The organism is Spirulina subsalsa PCC 9445 (assembly GCF_000314005.1).
Taxonomy (GTDB): Bacteria; Cyanobacteriota; Cyanobacteriia; order Cyanobacteriales; family Spirulinaceae; genus Spirulina_A; species Spirulina_A subsalsa.
Genome location: NZ_JH980292.1, coordinates 295,238 through 312,033 on the forward strand (window position 1 = coordinate 295,238; position 16,796 = coordinate 312,033).

The 16,796-nt window shown below is 49.0% G+C and carries 10 protein-coding genes; 5 read left to right on the top strand and 5 right to left on the bottom strand.

Going from position 1 to position 16,796, the window contains the following annotated elements; all coding sequences use genetic code 11:
* The first annotated feature begins 29 nt into the window (after nt 1-29).
* The 3 genes from SPI9445_RS0101800 (at nt 30) to accC (ending at nt 4,044) form a co-directional block, all read left to right on the top strand.
* Nucleotides 30-1,151: a tetratricopeptide repeat protein gene (locus tag SPI9445_RS0101800; RefSeq protein ID WP_017303003.1), complete on the top strand. Its 1,122-nt coding sequence runs from the start codon at nt 30-32 to the stop codon at nt 1,149-1,151.
* The gene (locus SPI9445_RS27210; protein WP_017303004.1) at nt 1,120-2,571 is read left to right on the top strand and encodes a pentapeptide repeat-containing protein; all 1,452 of its coding nucleotides are present in this window, start codon (nt 1,120-1,122) and stop codon (nt 2,569-2,571) included. The genes SPI9445_RS0101800 and SPI9445_RS27210 overlap by 32 nt, the downstream gene beginning before the upstream one ends.
* A 126-nt stretch (nt 2,572-2,697) precedes the next feature.
* Entirely contained in the window at nt 2,698-4,044 is a 1,347-nt protein-coding gene (accC, locus tag SPI9445_RS0101810; RefSeq protein ID WP_017303005.1) for an acetyl-CoA carboxylase biotin carboxylase subunit, read from the top strand.
* A gap of 48 nt (nt 4,045-4,092) precedes the next feature.
* Here the strand turns inward: accC and SPI9445_RS0101815 are convergent, their stop codons facing one another.
* Together SPI9445_RS0101815 and SPI9445_RS0101820 are read right to left on the bottom strand one after the other, a co-directional pair.
* On the bottom strand, nt 4,093-6,450 hold the full coding sequence (locus SPI9445_RS0101815) for a response regulator (RefSeq protein ID WP_017303006.1): 2,358 nt from the start codon (nt 6,448-6,450) through the stop codon (nt 4,093-4,095).
* 219 nt (nt 6,451-6,669) lie between these two features.
* A complete protein-coding gene (locus SPI9445_RS0101820; protein WP_017303007.1) occupies nt 6,670-8,577 on the bottom strand; it encodes an ATP-binding response regulator in 1,908 nt (635 codons plus the stop codon).
* A gap of 58 nt (nt 8,578-8,635) precedes the next feature.
* Between SPI9445_RS0101820 and SPI9445_RS0101825 the strand changes: the two genes are divergently transcribed.
* The gene (locus SPI9445_RS0101825; protein WP_017303008.1) at nt 8,636-9,199 is read left to right on the top strand and encodes an HD domain-containing protein; all 564 of its coding nucleotides are present in this window, start codon (nt 8,636-8,638) and stop codon (nt 9,197-9,199) included.
* Nucleotides 9,200-9,412: 213 nt separating this feature from the next.
* Here SPI9445_RS0101825 and SPI9445_RS0101830 read toward each other — a convergent pair whose 3' ends face one another.
* Genes SPI9445_RS0101830 through SPI9445_RS0101840 form a run of 3 tightly spaced genes read right to left on the bottom strand, consistent with a single transcriptional unit; the run spans nt 9,413 to nt 12,431 of the window.
* Nucleotides 9,413-10,741 carry a TRAP transporter large permease gene (locus SPI9445_RS0101830; protein ID WP_017303009.1) on the bottom strand — a complete coding sequence of 443 codons (1,329 nt, stop codon included), beginning with the start codon at nt 10,739-10,741 and terminating at the stop codon, nt 9,413-9,415.
* Complete coding sequence (locus SPI9445_RS0101835) at nt 10,731-11,297, bottom strand: TRAP transporter small permease subunit (protein ID WP_017303010.1); 567 nt, start codon at nt 11,295-11,297, stop codon at nt 10,731-10,733. The genes SPI9445_RS0101830 and SPI9445_RS0101835 overlap by 11 nt, the downstream gene beginning before the upstream one ends.
* A gap of 24 nt (nt 11,298-11,321) precedes the next feature.
* On the bottom strand, nt 11,322-12,431 hold the full coding sequence (locus SPI9445_RS0101840; RefSeq protein ID WP_017303011.1) for a TRAP transporter substrate-binding protein: 1,110 nt from the start codon (nt 12,429-12,431) through the stop codon (nt 11,322-11,324).
* A gap of 1,233 nt (nt 12,432-13,664) precedes the next feature.
* Between SPI9445_RS0101840 and sbcC the strand changes: the two genes are divergently transcribed.
* Entirely contained in the window at nt 13,665-16,691 is a 3,027-nt protein-coding gene (gene sbcC / locus SPI9445_RS0101855; RefSeq protein WP_017303015.1) for an exonuclease subunit SbcC, read from the top strand.
* Nucleotides 16,692-16,796: the final 105 nt, after the last annotated feature.

The window sequence follows — 16,796 nt, forward strand, 5'->3', positions numbered from 1 at the left end:
CCAATCATTCAAATGCCACCAATCGACCGATGAAAAAAGCGAATGGGTTTCAGGTTGCGCTCATGATTTCCACCGGAATACTGCTCACCGGGATAGTCCCCTTAGTTGCCAGTCCCGTACAAGCGCAGCATTCCCCCCAAAGTCAACAACTGCGGGATTTACTCCGTCAAGGGCGAGACTTAGCCGAGTCCGGCAACTATCAACAAGCCCTAGAAGTCTATCGTCAAGCCGTCTTTATTGACCGCAGCAACGCTAAAATTTACTCCGGGATTGGCTACCTTTACGCCGCCCTAGGGCAATATGCCGAAGCCGCCCAAGCCTACCAATACGCCCTACAATTAGAACCCAATAATGCGACCTTTCAAGCGGCCTATGCCCACTGTTTGGCGCAGCTACAAGACCACCGCAACGCTGCCGCCGCTTATCAACGCGCCCTACAATTAGACCCCCGCAACGTGGACTATTATCTAGGCTTAGGCGTGGTCTTGATGCGTCAGGGAGCCCATCGGCAAGCCCAAGAGGTGTTAGAACGGGGGGCCGCCATTAACCCCAAAGATGGGGAAGTCTACGGCTTAATTGCCACCACCCTGTTAGAACAGAATCAAATGGCGCGGGCGGTGGAAACTCTACAACGCGCTACCCAACGTTTTCCCCGCAATGGCAAGTTATGGCTCCAGTTGGGGATTTTTTTATTGGGGAATAATCAACCGGAGGCGGCGCTGTCGGCTTTGGAAAGAGCAGCATCCTATGAACCAAGAAATGGTCAAATTCAATTGCAAATCGGCGGAATTTTGCAACGGCAAGGCCGGAGACAAGAGGCCCAAACCTACTTTTTCCGGGCGGCTTCTTTACAGGAAAATACCTTTGAGGGACAACTTGCCCTAGGGGATGCTTTGATGTCCTATGAAGCGTTTACCCCGGCGATTATTGCCTATCGGCGGGCGACGGAGTTGGCCTCTAATAATCCTGTGGCTTATTATCGCTTGGGGATGGCACTGCGGGGGCAAGGGCGCAATCGAGAGGCGATTGAGAATTGGCGTATTGCTCAAAGTTTGTTTGAGCGGGCAGGTAATCGTGAAGGGGTGCGAGAAATGCAGGCTTTAATCAATGGAGATCGAGATGTTTCACCGAACTTTAGACCGTTTAATTAAGCCGATGGGGGGCTTTTGTCCTCTAATGGTGGGTAGTAGTCTAATCTTCGTTTTAGGCAGTCCAGAGGCGACGCTGGCGGTCAATGAGAGCCATTTAAAGCAGCTATTGGAAACTCGCAGTTGTCCCCGTTGTGATCTGCGGGAGGCGGATCTGGAAATGGCTCAGTTGGCCGGGGTAGATTTGCGGGGGGCGAATTTACAAGGGGCGAATTTACAGGGGGCGAATTTACAAGGGGCGAATTTGGAGGGGGCGAATTTACAGGGCGCTCAATTTGTCTTTGCGAATTTGGCGGATGCGAATTTACAACGGACGACGGTGGGGGTGCAGGATATCCGCTTAGAACCCTTTGAGTGGCCTAGTATTGGGGTGAATTTGGCTTTACTGCAACGTTGGGGGCTGTTTCTGCCCCAGGAGTCGCAAATTCCTCTAGATTCGTCGGAACGTTTGGTGTTGAAGAAGGAGAAGGAAAAGGAGGAGGAGGAAGAGGAGGAGGAAGTTGTTGCTAATTTCGATTTGGCGGATTTACAGAGGGCTGATTTTTCCCAGTCTCAACTGAATCGGGTGCGTTTTAATCGGGCGAATTTAAGTAATAGTAATTTTTCGTCGTCGCTGTTGATTGAAGCGGAGTTAGAGCGGGCGAATTTAACGGGGAGTCGGTTTTTTGTGGCGGATTTGCGTCGGGCGAATTTGGCGGGGGCGACGTTTAATGGGGCGAATTTGACGGGGGCAGATTTAAGTCAAAGTAATTTGGAGACGGCGACGGGGCGAGGGGCGAATTTTGACGGGGTGAATTTAACTCAGGTGAATTTGAATGATACCCGGTTTATTGATGCTAATTTTGCGGGGGCGATTTTGGGGGGGGCGCGTTTACGACGGGGGGTTTTCCGGGGGGCGAGTTTTTCCCAGGGGAAGTTAGGGGGTGCGGTGTTACAGGGGGGAGATTTCACGGGGGCGGATTTTCATGGGGCGGATTTAGGGGGGGCTTATTTGTTGGAGGGGAATTTTAGTCGGAGTTCTTTTGCGATCGCCAATTTAACTAACGCCGATCTCAGTGGGGCTACCCTCACCTCGGCTTATTTTTTCGGGGCAACCTTGACTAATAGTAATTTAACCGGGGTGGATCTGAGTTTAGGCACCCTCAGCAAAGCCAATCTAGCCGGGGTGCAATTGTTAGGAGCGAATTTACGCCAAGCTAATTTAACACAAGCCCATTTACGAGAAGCCGATTTAACCTATACCAATCTCACCCAAGCGGATTTGAGTGGAGCGAATTTATATCAAGCGGATTTACGCGGTGCTGATTTACAAGCGGCGGATTTGAGTGGGGCTTATTTAATTGAAACGGATTTCACTGACGCGAATTTAACGGATACGATCTTCAAAGGGGCGATTCGTTGGGTATCTTCTGGTGGGGGCTAACTATTTCGGCTCAAGAATCCTAAGCAATCTCGATCATCAATTCTCAAGGCTCAACTTCGAGTGAACCACTCAGGAGATGCTCAAAAAGCGGTATAGTAGTTAACCACCGCCAAAAAATGCACCGAAATGCAGTTCTCAAAAATTCTCATTGCTAATCGAGGGGAGATCGCCCTACGCATTCTCCGCACTTGCGAAGAATTAGGCATTGCCACCATCGCCGTTCACTCCACCGTGGATGAGCAAGCCCTTCATGTTCAATTAGCCGATGAGCGGGTGTGTATTGGTCAACCCCCCAGTAACAAAAGTTATCTTAACATCCCCAACATCATCGCCGCCGCTCTCACCCGCAACGCCTCCGCCATCCACCCCGGCTATGGATTCCTCGCCGAAAACGCCCGCTTCGCCGAGATTTGCGACGATCACAAAATTTGTTTCATTGGCCCGAGTCCCGAAGCGATGCGCGCGATGGGAGATAAATCCACCGCCAAGAAAACGATGCAAAAAGCCGGAGTTCCTACAGTCCCCGGCAGTCAAGGCCTGCTCGCCGATGAACAAGAAGCCCTCGCCACCGCCCAAGATATTGGCTACCCTGTAATGCTCAAAGCCACCGCCGGAGGGGGAGGGCGAGGAATGCGCCTCGTACGGGATGCCAGCGAATTAGTGCGAATGTTCCAAGCTGCTCAAGGAGAAGCCGAGGCCGCCTTTGGCAATGCGGGGGTATATTTGGAAAAATTCGTCGAAAATCCTCGCCACATTGAGTTTCAAATCCTCGCCGATAGTCATGGGAATGTCGTCCATTTAGGAGAACGGGATTGTTCAATCCAGCGCCGTCACCAGAAGTTATTAGAAGAGGCTCCTAGTCCGGTATTATCTCCAGAATTACGGCAAAAAATGGGGGAAGCCGCCGTTAAAGCGGCTCAGTCTATTAATTATGTGGGGGCGGGAACGGTAGAATTTCTCGTAGACCGCTACGGGAGTTTTTATTTTATGGAGATGAACACCCGGATTCAAGTGGAACATCCTGTAACGGAAATGGTGACAGGATTGGATTTAATTGCCGAACAAATTCGCGTTGCTCAAGGGGAAAAACTGCGTTTTAGCCAAAAAGATATCCTCTTAAAAGGACACGCTATTGAGTGCCGAATTAACGCCGAAGATCCCGACCATAATTTCCGCCCCCATCCCGGACGGATTAGTGCCTATCTTCCCCCCGGCGGTCCGGGAGTGCGCATGGATTCTCATGTTTATACGGATTATGAGATTCCCCCTTATTATGACTCCTTAATTGGCAAATTAATTGTCTGGGGTCCGACGCGAGAAGCGGCGATTAAGCGCATGAGGCGGGCTTTACGAGAATGTGCCGTAACTGGAGTTCCCACCACTATTGGTTTCCACCAACGGATTTTAGAACACCCGGCTTTTCTCTCTGGGGAAGTCTATACGAATTTTATTCAGGAACACATGAAATTGTAGGTTGGGTGACACTTCGTTTCACCCAATTTCAACCCATTAGCAGAGGGGTTAAAGGGCGCGAACGATTCCCCCGCCTTGGTTGCCGGCTTGATGGAGAGCATCACGGGCGATCGCATATAAACTCGCCACATCCTCCCCATCATCAGGATAGACGGCTAATCCAGCACTTACTGTAATCTTCATTTCCGTTTTACCCATCCCCGTGAAGTGTTCGGTTTCCAAACGAGACAATAAATGAGTCACCCGCTTGAGGCCATCGATCTTAGACATCGCATAAATCCCAATCAGAAACTCATCCCCCTCCCAACGGGCAATAATATCCTCTAAGCGGAAATGTTGCTGCAATAGATTGCCCAACTGTTGCAAAATGCGATCGCCCATCTTGTAACCATAGGACTGATTAATCTGTTCCAAACGATCCACATCAAACAAAATCAGACACAAACTTTGATCATGACGTTGACATAACCGAAGATAGCGCTTTAAATACTGGGTCGCACAGCGACGATTGGTTAATCCCGTTAACAAATCCGTATCCGACAGACTATTTAACAACTGACAGCGTTCTAAACGGTTAAAAATCCGAGTAGCTAACTCCCCTTCTGTAAAGGGTTTCGCTAAATAATCATCCGCCCCACTTTGATAAATGCGTTGAATCACTTGGGGATCTTGACGTACCGTGACAAACAAAATCGGCAATCCTTGCCAGCGCCGATCTTGTCGCACCACCTGACATAACTGTAACCCATCAAAATGGGGCATTTCCAGATCCAAAATCAACAGATCCGGAGCCGTAGACTCCAACACCTCCCAGAAGCGTCGGGAGTCCACAAGAGGCGTAAATTGTAGCCCCCAGCCCCATAATAATGGCTCTAGGGAGGCTAAAAACACTGGATCATCATCCACCACCAACACCCTTGGGGCAATGGAATGAGAAGCCTGTAAAATGCCCAGAATAGACTCATAAACTTCTTCGGGGGAAGAGGCTTTAGAGAGGAAAGCGGTACCCCTTTCCGCCACAGCCACGCGATCGCTCAATCCATCCCGCACCGAAAACGCCAAAATCGGCAAATCTGGAAACTGTAAGCGCAATTCTTGCAAAAAGATCAACCCCTCATCGGGATTTTCAGGAAACACTAAATCTAATAACACCAAATCGGGCAGTTTTTGCTCCATCAAATGGCGGGCTTCTTCAATGGTTAAAGCCCCTTCAATCTTGATCTGCCAATGCAAAGACTCTTGTTGCAATTTTTGCACTAACTCCCCATCATCATCCACCACCAAAATCCGCCAAGTTTTTTGCTCCGGAATCCTCAATAATGGGGAAAGTGGATTAACCTTTTCCGCCACGGCAAAGCCTAATTCCTCTTGTAATTGTTGAAATAAAATCCTTAAACCATTGATCCGATCTTCCCTCTGATTTTTAGCTAATTCTGGGTTTTTCAAGGTTATGAAATACTCTTCCATCTCTTGAGCCAGTTGATAGGCTGTCTGCTTGCCAAAAATCCCTAAAGAACCGGCTAATTTATGGGCAGTGAGTTGACCTTGAGCGCGTTTCTCTTCTAACATCTTTCCTTGAAGCACTGACTTTAACACTTCTTCTAATATGCCCAGACGTTCTTGAATTTGGCCTTGGGATTTTTCCCACAATTGAGTTAAAGCCGTTGATGGGCTTTTATCGTCTGGGGGAGGGCGAAAAGAGTAACTGGATTGATTGACACTAGAGGGAGTGTCTGGGGAAGGCAGGAGACGATATCCTACCCCATAAATCGTTTGAATAATCTCCTCAATCCCCACATTTTTCAATTTGCGTCGTAGCCGTTTCATGTGGGCGCGAATTGTGGCCTCAGTGGGGGGGTCATCAAAAGACCATAAATGCTCTAAAATCGTGCTATGGGTTAGCACCCGTTTAGGGTTACGCAAAAATAATTCTAATAGTCCATACTCTTTGGGAGAAAGGGATAAAAATTCATCCTGATAAGTAACATTATGGGAACTGGGATCCAGGCATAAATCCCCCCATTCTAAGAGTAACGCTCCCGCCACACTACGCCGCCGGAGTAGTGCGCGTAAACGGGCAAAAAGTTCTGGGGAGGTGCAAGGTTTGACCACATAATCATCAGCCCCAGCATCTAAACCTTGAACTTTATCTTGACTATCATTCCGGGCGGTTAAAAGCAGAATAGGAACTGTTAAATTTTGCTGACGAATGCGCCGACAAAGACTAATTCCATCCAGTTTGGGCAAACTAATATCTAATAAGATTAAATCATAGGTAAAAGCCTGTACAAAGTCCCATCCGGTTTCTCCATCCACCGCTAAATCCACCACATAACCTTGTTGTCTCAGGGCTTGGTGAATAGCCTCGGCTTGAATTTCGTCGTCTTCTACTAGAAGTAATCTCATAGATAAATTAGAGAAAAAATAAATTATAGATGATTAGGAAATTGAGAATCAATAGTTGATGTTGATAATGAATAACCCTTTTCTTTCCTCTCTTCGCCTGTAATAACACCAAGGGATTGACTTTTGACACTCCCCGGCCATCACGGCGCGGGGGGTATCCGTTCTAAGGGAGTCCAACGACGTTACCCTCACGGAGCTTCGTCAGTCACGCCCAAAATTTCACTCTTGATGGGTCAATTGACATAAAGTGTCTAACTCAAAATTCTCTAGAAGACATTCCAGTCTGGTACTGAGGGATTCTGCACTGGCTGGAATTTCGGTGATTAGGGTGCGAATTTGTTCCACATCAAGAGCCCGGGCGGCACAATGGACTTGAACAATCCACTCGGCGGGCATGATTTTTAAATCTTCGGCCACTAACAGGGGATAAGATGGGAGTTTTGATTTTACCCCGTCTGGAGAGGGGGAAGCGTAAATATAAGAAAGTTGTAGTGCTTGTGCAATTTTTGTGAACAACTGATCCTCATCAATGGGTTTGTAGAGGATGTCATTACAACCTACTTGTTGGGTCAAGTCACGACTGGCCGGGGAAATATCCGTGGTGAGGGCAAAAATGACGGTAGGGGAGGCCTCCTCCTGTTGGCGGATTTGTCGGGTGGCTTCGTAACCGTCACAATTAGGCATCAGTAAGTCCATGAGGATTAAGTGAGGGTGCCAAGCGCGCCATTGTGCGATCGCCTCATAACCATCCCGTGCCTCTTCCACCTCAAACCCCAAGCTGGTCAGACGTTTCTCTAAAAAGGCGCGATTATCCGGGTAATCATCCACAATCAACACCCGGCAAGGTTGACTGTCCGAGCATAAACTCACAATCGGACGGGTGAGTTCACCCGAAGAGGGTTTAGGTCGCGCTTGAAGACTGGGGGCTTTCAAGGGTAGGTTAAAGTGGAAACAACTACCCTGTTGATGGCGGGATTCCACTTCAATTTTCCCCCCCAGTAACCGGACAAAATTCTGACTAATCACTAGACCTAATCCAGTGCCTTTACTGCTTGATTTACGCCCAGCACGGGTTTGAGCGAAGGCTTCAAACAGTTTACTAATTTCTTCGGGTGCAATGCCCTCGCCGCTATCTTCCACAGCAAAGCGTAGGGCATTAGGAGAGTGATCGGCCCTCTCGTAAACCGCCGTGACGGCTAGACGGACTTTCCCCTGCTCCGTGAATTTGACCGCATTACTGAGCAAATTAATCAACACTTGACGCAGTTTCACCTCATCCGTGTAAATCACCTTGGGGACTGCCGAGGCGCAATCCACCTCAAATTCTAGCCCCTTTTCTTGGCTAGGGAGTAAAAACGCACTTCTTAAATCATTGAGTAACACCGAAATGGTCACTTCGTTGTCTTCGAGGGTGACTCGCCCGGCCTCAATTTTGGCGAGGTCTAAGACATCGTTAATGAGTGCCAGCAAGTGTTCCCCATTGCGGATGATGGTATCGAGCCATTTTTCCTCCTCGGCGGTGTGGGAGGAATAATGGCGCATAATGCGGGCAAACCCAAGGATAACAGAAAGAGGGGTGCGGAGTTCGTGGTTCACTTGGGCTAAAAACTGATTTTTGGCATTTAAGGCGCTGTGGGCGAGTTCTTCGGCGTTGCGTCGTTCCAGAATTTCCCGTTGTAGGTCTTCATTTTTGGCTTTGAGTTCTTCCCGTTGGGCGATGACTTCTTGATGCAAACGTTGTAATTTCAGATGATTTTCAACGCGCAGCAGCACTTCCTCCACTTGAAACGGTTTGCTGATGTAGTCTACTCCCCCCACGGCAAAGGCTTTTTGTTTGTCGAGAACTTCCTGATAGGCGCTGAGGAAAATCACCGGAATATCAACGGTTTGGGGTTGAGATTTCAAATAGCGACAGACCTCATAGCCGTCCATCTGGGGCATATTAATATCAAGGAGGATTAAGTCGGGGTGAAAGCGGGAAATACTGGCCAGGGCAAATTTTCCATCGGGGGCTAAACGCACTTCATAGCCCTGCTGACTGAGAACTTCTGCCAGTAAACGAAGATTTTCTGGCAAATCATCCACCACTAAAATTTTCCCTTTCGAGGGGTCAGTATTCCCGGTCATAATGTTCTCGTATCATAGGCCTTAGCAGTGATCCTAACGCAGACGAGGGGGTTTCAAGATGGCAGATTTAAGCGAACGTTTTGAGCAGGCGCTAGTTTATGCGACTCGTCTCCACCAAAACCAGAGGCGTAAGGTGGGGAAAGTGCCTTATATAGCCCATTTAATGGCGGTGAGTGCCTTGGTTTTGGAAGCAGGGGGAAGTGAGGAAGAGGCGATCGCCGCATTACTCCATGATGCCATTGAAGACCAAGGCGGAGAACCCACCCGCCAAGACATCTTAAAGCGTTTTGGTCCCACGGTCGCCGCCATCGTCGAAGGTTGTACAGAATTCCAGAATCTGCCGAAACCCCCTTGGCAAGCGCGCAAAATCCAGTATTTAAAACAAATTCAAGCCGGGAGTCCCTCGGTGCAGTTAGTCTCTTTAGCCGATAAACTCCATAATGGGCGCTCGTTGCTTTGGTCTTTACGTCAACAAGGCTCAAGCATTTGGAGTCATTTTGCCGGGGGGCGGGAGTTAAGTCTCTGGTTTTATCAATCCCTATTAACGGTTTACACCCATCACAAAGAAACCGTTTTATGGCGAGAATTGGCTCAAGTGGTTGCGGAATTAGAGCAGTTTTAAGGGGAGCAGGGGAGAATTGATAATTATTCCCTCTTACCTCTTCCCCGACTCCCGACTCCCAACTCCCTTATTCAGCCAACCCTAAATACTCTTATTCCAGTACTCCAAGCCCGTCAAAATCACATCTTCTAACCACAACTTAAAACGTTTTACCTTGAGGGAATACTGAGTGAATATTGTACCAATGAATACCCCCCCCAAGTCTGGATTCCCCTACCCCAAAGACGGTAAAAATGTCACCAAAGGGGGAAAGAGAATCAACACAACCAAAACCAAAACCTGCAAGATAATAAAAGGAACTGCTCCCCGATAAATGTCCTCTGTGGTGATTTCAGGAGGGGCTACGCCACGCAGGAAAAACAGGGCAAAACCAAAGGGCGGGGTCAAAAAAGACGTTTGTAAGTTTGCGCCCAAAATAACCCCATACCAAAGCATATCTAACCCTAACGCCTGGGCGACGGGGGCGAAAATGGGGATGATAATGAAGGCAATCTCAAAAAAGTCGATAAAGAAGCCCAACAGAAAGATCACGACCATATTCACCAGCAAAAACCCAAGGGTTCCACCGGGTAAGTTGGTGAGGAGATCAAACATAAAGCGATCGCCGTGTAACCCCCGAAAAACCAAACTAAAGGCCGTAGACCCAAACAAGATAAAGATCACCATGCTACTAATCCGGAGGGTCGAATCACTCACCTCGGCCAAAGCAGACCCAGTTAATCTCCCCTTCAGGGCGGCCAAAAGGATCGCCCCTAAAGACCCCACCGCCCCCGCTTCCGTGGGGGTAGCAATGCCGAAGAAAATACTCCCCAACACTAAGCCAATCAACAACAAAGGAGGAATCATCACACTCACCACCCGACGGGCTAATTCTCCCCGACCAATATTGCGCACTGACTCCGGTAGGGCAGGGGCGACATCGGGACGCAAAAAGGCAACGATCAACACATGAAGAGCAAACACCCCAGCCATCAGGAGGCCGGGAATAAAGGCTCCAATGAATAAATCCCCCACGGAAATCCCCAATTGATCCCCTAAGACCACTAACACTAAACTGGGGGGGATAATTTGCCCTAAAGTCCCCGAGGCAACAATAACCCCTGTTGCCAATTGTTTGTCATACCCATAACGCAACATGACGGGGAGGGAAATTAAGCCCATCGCGACTACAGTAGCGGCCACTACCCCCGTAGAAGCGGCCAGGAGAGCGCCCACGAAAACCACCGCTAAGGCGAGTCCTCCCCGCAGTCGTCCGAAGAGAATTCCCATGGTTTCCAGTAGGTTTTCCGCTAGCCCAGTTTTTTCTAACATCGCCCCTAAAAAGACGAAGTAGGGGATGGCCAGGAGGGTGTAGTTGGCCATAATGTTAAAGATGCGTTGGGGTAAGGCGGTGAGAAAGAGAGGATTAAAGATATCTAGGGCAACTCCCACTAAACCAAAGAGAATGGCGACTCCCCCCAAGGAAAAGGCGACGGGATAGCCCAAGGACAGAAAGAGTAAGGCCCCGGCAAACATAGCTGGGCCTAACCAGTCATAGCCCATGATTTTCCTCCTCGGAGCGTAAATCTGTGGGGGAGGGGGGATGGTTTTTTAAGCGGTCGAAGTTTTTGATGCCTTCGGAGAGACCTTGGAGGATGAGTAGACTAAAACTGACCAGTACCATAGATTTTATGGGGTAGCGGGGCAATCCGCCGGGATCTGGGGACATTTCCCGGATGAGCCAAGATTGAAGGATGGTTTGCCAAGAAAAGTAGAGGACGAGACAGCAGAAGGGGAGTAGAAAACAGGTGATGCCGATTAAGTTGGCGATCGCCTGTTTCCGTCTGTCCCAATTTTTATAAAAAATATCCACCCGCACATGGCCGTTATGCTTCAGGGTATAGGCCGCCCCCAAAAAGAAAATCAGGGCGAAGAGATACCATTGAATCTCAATCAAGGCGTTAGAGGCGAGATTTTGCTGAATATATTGACCCAGATAGCGCGCCAACACGTTCCAAACCCCAACGCCCACTAAAATTAAAACTAATCCTGTGCTGAGGCGACCAATCCCCTCATTCAGTCGATCAATCCAGCGCGCTATGGTTAACCACACGTCCATCAAAACAAACCCAACCCCATTGATTTACAAGGTTTCCGCCACAAAATTGGTTAAACTCAACTCATTGATTTTGTGCCACTGTAGGATTTTATCCCGGAACTCTCGCCACGGTTCATACACTTCTTTAAACGTGGTATCTTGGTTGGCGGTTTCGGCGTAAATCTCAAAGGCTACCCCTTGGGCAGCTGCCATAATTTCTGGGGAAAAACGCCGTAATTGAGTCCCTCCAGCGAGTAAGCGCTGTAACGCTTCTTGATTTAAACGGTCATAGCGGGCTAACATCTCCAGATTGACCTGATAACTGGCGGCCTGAACAATGGTTTGATACTCTGGGGGCAATCCCTCCCAAGCGGTTTTATTCACCTGTACTTCTAAGGCGGCTCCAGGTTCCCACCAACTGGGATAGTAGTAGTATTGGGCGGCATTGTGCAGACCTAATTTTTCGTCATCATAGGGGCCGACCCATTCGGCCGCATCAATGGTTCCCCGGTCTAGGGCGAGGAAAATTTCCCCCCCCGGCAAAACTTGGGCGTTGACCCCTAAGCGTTCCATCACTTTCCCCCCTAAGCCCGGAATGCGCATTTTTAAGCCCTGTAAATCGGTGAGGGTATTCACTTCCCGTTTAAACCAGCCCCCCATCTGCGCCCCGGTATTCCCGGCCGGAAAGTTGATGATGTTGAAGTTGGCGTAAATTTTCCTCATGGCTTCTAAACCGCCACCACTATAGAGCCAAGCGTTATGTTGTTGGGCATTGAGGCCAAAGGGGACGGTTGTCCCGAAGGCCAGGGCGGCACTTTTGCCGATGTAATAATAGGCGGCGGTGTGACCACATTCTACGGCTCCACTTTGGACGGCATCAAGGACTTCTAACCCCCCGACGATTTCCCCTGCCGCAAAGGGGGTGATTCTAAAGCGACCTCCGGTCATGTCGCTAATTTTTTGACAAAAGGCCTCGGCGCTGCCGTAGATGGTGTCTAAGGATTGAGGCCAACTGGTGGCCATGCGCCATTGTAATTGGGGGAGACTTGGGGAGTCGGTGGAGGGGGAGCGCGAGGGGTTGGTTTGACAAGCAACGAGGGCGGCGGCTGTGGTTCCGGCGATCGCACTACTCTGAACAAACTGTCTACGCTTCATGATTTCTCTAAGGTTGGGCGAGGGGTCAGTTGGCTTCAGTCTATCCCAAATGTTGCCCGAACTCACGAAAAAGGGGATAGGATTGAACGCTTCCTATCCCCTGTTCATCATCATTGGACGATCACGATTTAACGCACCTCTTAACGCACCTCTCGCGTTGAGGTTTGGTTGATTTTGATTAAACGTTGCGCTAAACATAACAATATATAGATAAACATTAAGTAGCTTGTGGCCACTAACAGGATCATCATGGGTACACCTCCAAGGTTATGAGTGGGGGAAAGTCAAGGGGATTTTAAACTTAAACGTTATTCAGTTTTTTATTCAGTTTTTTATTCAGTTGTTCAAGCAATGGCTAATCTGGCGTTTGCAGGCAGGGCGAAGCAGGACGAGGGAAAGGAACTCTCCATCGGGAAGGCTTCACGAACGCCTGAACCGTTCTTGGACTGACTCACGGGCTAACCCGTCACGGGTCGAGAACGAACCCTTCAGGGGTTTGTGTGACAAAGGCTTTGAGGCAGATGCAGGAAACCCAAGCCTCAACTTTGAAGTATGAACTCTAGGAATCTCATGCTCAGACCTTCTAGACTTTTAACTGTTCTAGATTGGAGCAATGGGGTTAGGATATCATTGAACTAATCCACGACTAAACCTGAACTGGACGAGCATCCAATTCCTGTTAGCACTCCCCTCACCCTCAAGACCCCATTCAAAGATACTAGCCAAAAGCCCTTTAGCTAAAACGCTTGATCTCCCAGAGCAAAGCTGTATTATCTTCCATCCTAACCACTTCGCTCAGAGCCGCTTATTCTGGTCTTGAGAACCCTTCTCAGCATTTTGTCTCGAATCCTTCAACCTGTCAATCCTGAAGTCTCACCTGAACAGGTTGGCGGGTGGGCCAGACCTGACTACTCCAAGATCACCAATTTTCGGAAACGGGGACAAAATCCCCAAGGGCTATCACAACAGGGTTATCAAACCCTCGCCTAAGAAGCTCTAAACACAAAGGGCGGAGGCAACAGTTCGGTATTGTAGAACACAAGGAATCGAACTGCTATTGATCAGACTGCTTCTCAGTTAAAAGAGCTTTGCACTCAGAACGAGTGTACAAAATCTTTAAAAGCCTTACTATAAGAGTAACATAGGATTTGCTAATCTGGGAGTATTTTAAAGAAAAATTTTCTCAATGATTGTGCTGAATGTTGCTCCGTATTTTCAGGGAGATCGAAAAGTATGATTCCGTTACAACTGACCCTGAAGAATTTCCTGAGTTATCGCCAAGTGACGTTAGATTTTCGGGGTTTACATACGGCTTGTATTTGTGGGGCCAATGGGGCGGGGAAGTCGTCGCTGTTGGAGGCGATTACTTGGGCGGTGTGGGGGCAAAGTCGGGCGGCGACGGAGGACGATGTGATTAATGCGGGAACGAAGGATGTCCGGGTAGATTTTACCTTTTGCAGCGATGACCAAACCTATCGCATTATTCGCAGTCGTCCGAGGGGGCGCAGTGGGAGTTTAGAGTTTCAGGTGATGACGGGGGATGGGCGTTTCCGTGCCATTAGTGGGAAGGGAGTTAAGGCAACACAACAGCAGATTATTGAAACCTTGAAGTTGGATTATGATACGTTTGTCAATTCGGCCTATTTGCGTCAAGGTCGGGCGGATGAGTTTATGTTACGCCGTCCGACGGAACGGAAGCAGGTGTTAGCGGATTTGCTGAAGCTGGATCATTATGAGGTTTTGTCCCAGAGGGCGAAGGATCAGGCGAAACAGTTTAAGGCTGAGGTGGAGGTTTTGGAAGCGACTCTAGGCCCGTTACAGGGCCGACTGGGGGAACGGGGGGAGATTATTGAGAAACAGGAGCAGCTAGGGATTCAGATTGAAGGATTGCAAGGGGAACAGGAGAAACTGAAGGGGGAACGGACTCATTTGCAGAAGGAGGAACATAGTCGCCAATATTGGGAGAATCAGTTAACGTGGCAGCAGAATCAGTGTCAACAGTTGGCGCAAGATTGCGATCGCCTTCGACAAGAAATTGAGCAGTTCCAGCAGCGCTCTAGGGGCTTACAGCAGTTGGTGGAACAAGGCCCCGAGATTCAAGCCCAGTATGAGCAGTTGTTACAGTTGCGCCAACAGGAGCAGAATTTCGCCCAAAAGTTTCAGGTCTATCAGGAGTTACAACAGCAGCACCAACAGTTACAGCAGCAGTTACTGCAACGCAAGAATGAGTTAAGTCTCTCCTTGGGACAGGAACAAACTCGTCTGGCTCATTTGGAGCAACAGGAACAGGAAATTCTGGGAATTTTGAGTCAGGAGGGGGAGATTCGGGCGGCCTTGGAACAACTACAACGTTCTCGTCAACGGCTCCAAGAATTAGATGCGCTCAAGTTGGAGGTGTCCCCTCTGTTGGAACAGCGTCACCGTTTGGGGATGGAAGTGGAGCGAGTTCGCGCCCGTTATCAAGCGCGCTTGGAACAGTTGCAAGTGACTAAGGGGAGGATTGAGGAACAAATCTCCGCGATTCCTCAGTTGCGACAACGGATTTTAAGTGTTGATGCTCAGGTGGTGGCGTTGGAAAAAAAACAGGTCTATCGGGAACGAGTGCATGATAAGGGACAAGAACGGAACTTGTTCCGCAGTCGTTTGGAGGAGCAGGAACGGCAGAATGAACAGCAAATTGGGGAGTTACAGCAAAAGCTGGATTTATTGGCGGTGCAGGGGGCAGTCTGTCCCTTGTGCGATCGCGCTCTTGATGAAGACCATCGCCGCCATGTGATCGAAAAAACCCAAGCGCAACAGGAACAACTGCAAAAACAAATCTGGGCGATTCGAGAAGATATGGCCACTTGTGAGCGAGAGTTAACCAAACTGCGGCAGGAATATAAACAACTGGAGCAAGAATTAAAGGTGCATCCCACCTTGACTCAAGAACGAGGCCAGTTAGAAGCCCAGTTAGAACACAGTTGTGAGCAGTACGAACGACTGCAAGAACTTGAAGAGGAGATGAGCGAGTTAGAACGCTCTCTGACGGTGGGGGGCTATGCCCTAGAACTCCATCAGGAACTGCACCAACTCAATGAAAGGATAGTGCAGTTAAACTATGATGAACAAACCCATGCGTTAGTGCAGGGGGAGGTGAAACAGCGACAGTGGGCGGAAATTAAACAGTCGAAAATTGACGATGCCAAGCGGAAACAAGGGGAGTTAGCCCGTCAACGGCCCCAATTGTGCGATCGCCTGACCCAAATCCAACAACAGATCGCCCAACTCGAACAAAACTCCGATCTGCAACGGCAGATTCAACAAGTCAAAGCTCAAATGAGCGCCCTGGGCTATAATCGTCAGGAACATAGTCACCTCACCGAAACCTTGCGCGCCATGCAGGGGGCCGAACTGCGCTATCATCAACTCAAACAAGCTCAGGCCGAACTGCCCCAAGTCCAAGGTCAAGAGGAGGAAAAACGGCAGTTATTACAGGTGCGAGAACAAGATCGCCAGAACACGGGGCAAGAGATTCAGCAGTTAATCAGCCGCATGGCAGAAATACCCGACTATCGCCCCCAAATCCAAGCCTTAGAACAAACCCTACAAGAAAATCGACAGGCGTTAGATCATCGGATTGCCGAACAAGGGCGCTTAGGGGAACAATTGCGCCAACTTGAACACTACGAGCAGGAATATAAACGGACTCAGGAAAAGATTCAAAAGGTCCGCCAACAGTACCGAGTCTATCAGGAACTGAGCCAAGCCTTCGGGAAAAATGGCATTCAGGCACTAATGATTGAGAATATTCTCCCCCAACTTGAAGCCGAAACTAACCAGATTCTCGCTCGCTTGACGGGGAATCAACTACACGTTCAATTTATTACCCAAAAGGTAAGCAAGAGCAATCAAGGCAAGAAAAACGCCAAAATGATTGACACCCTAGAGATTCTGATTGCTGATGCCCAAGGGACCCGCGCTTATGAGACGTATTCCGGGGGCGAGGCCTTTCGCATTAACTTTTCCATTCGTTTAGCCCTAGCGCGACTGTTAGCCCAACGTTCTGGGGCATCATTGCAAATGCTAATTGTCGATGAGGGATTTGGCACCCAAGATGGGGAAGGATGCGATCGCCTCATTGCCGCCATTAACGCCATTGCCAGTGATTTCGCTTGTATTTTAGCCGTTACCCATATGCCCCAATTTAAGGAAGCGTTCCAGTATCGGATAGAAGTACAGAAAACGGAACAAGGTTCTCAGTTGCGAGTGTTGAGTTAGTAGGGGAGAAACCCTATCGGCTTCCTTCGTTAGGGGAGAAATTCGGGCAACTAAACGCTATAAAGAGGTTCTCAATTTGGATGTGTTTCAGTTCACAACCCCATC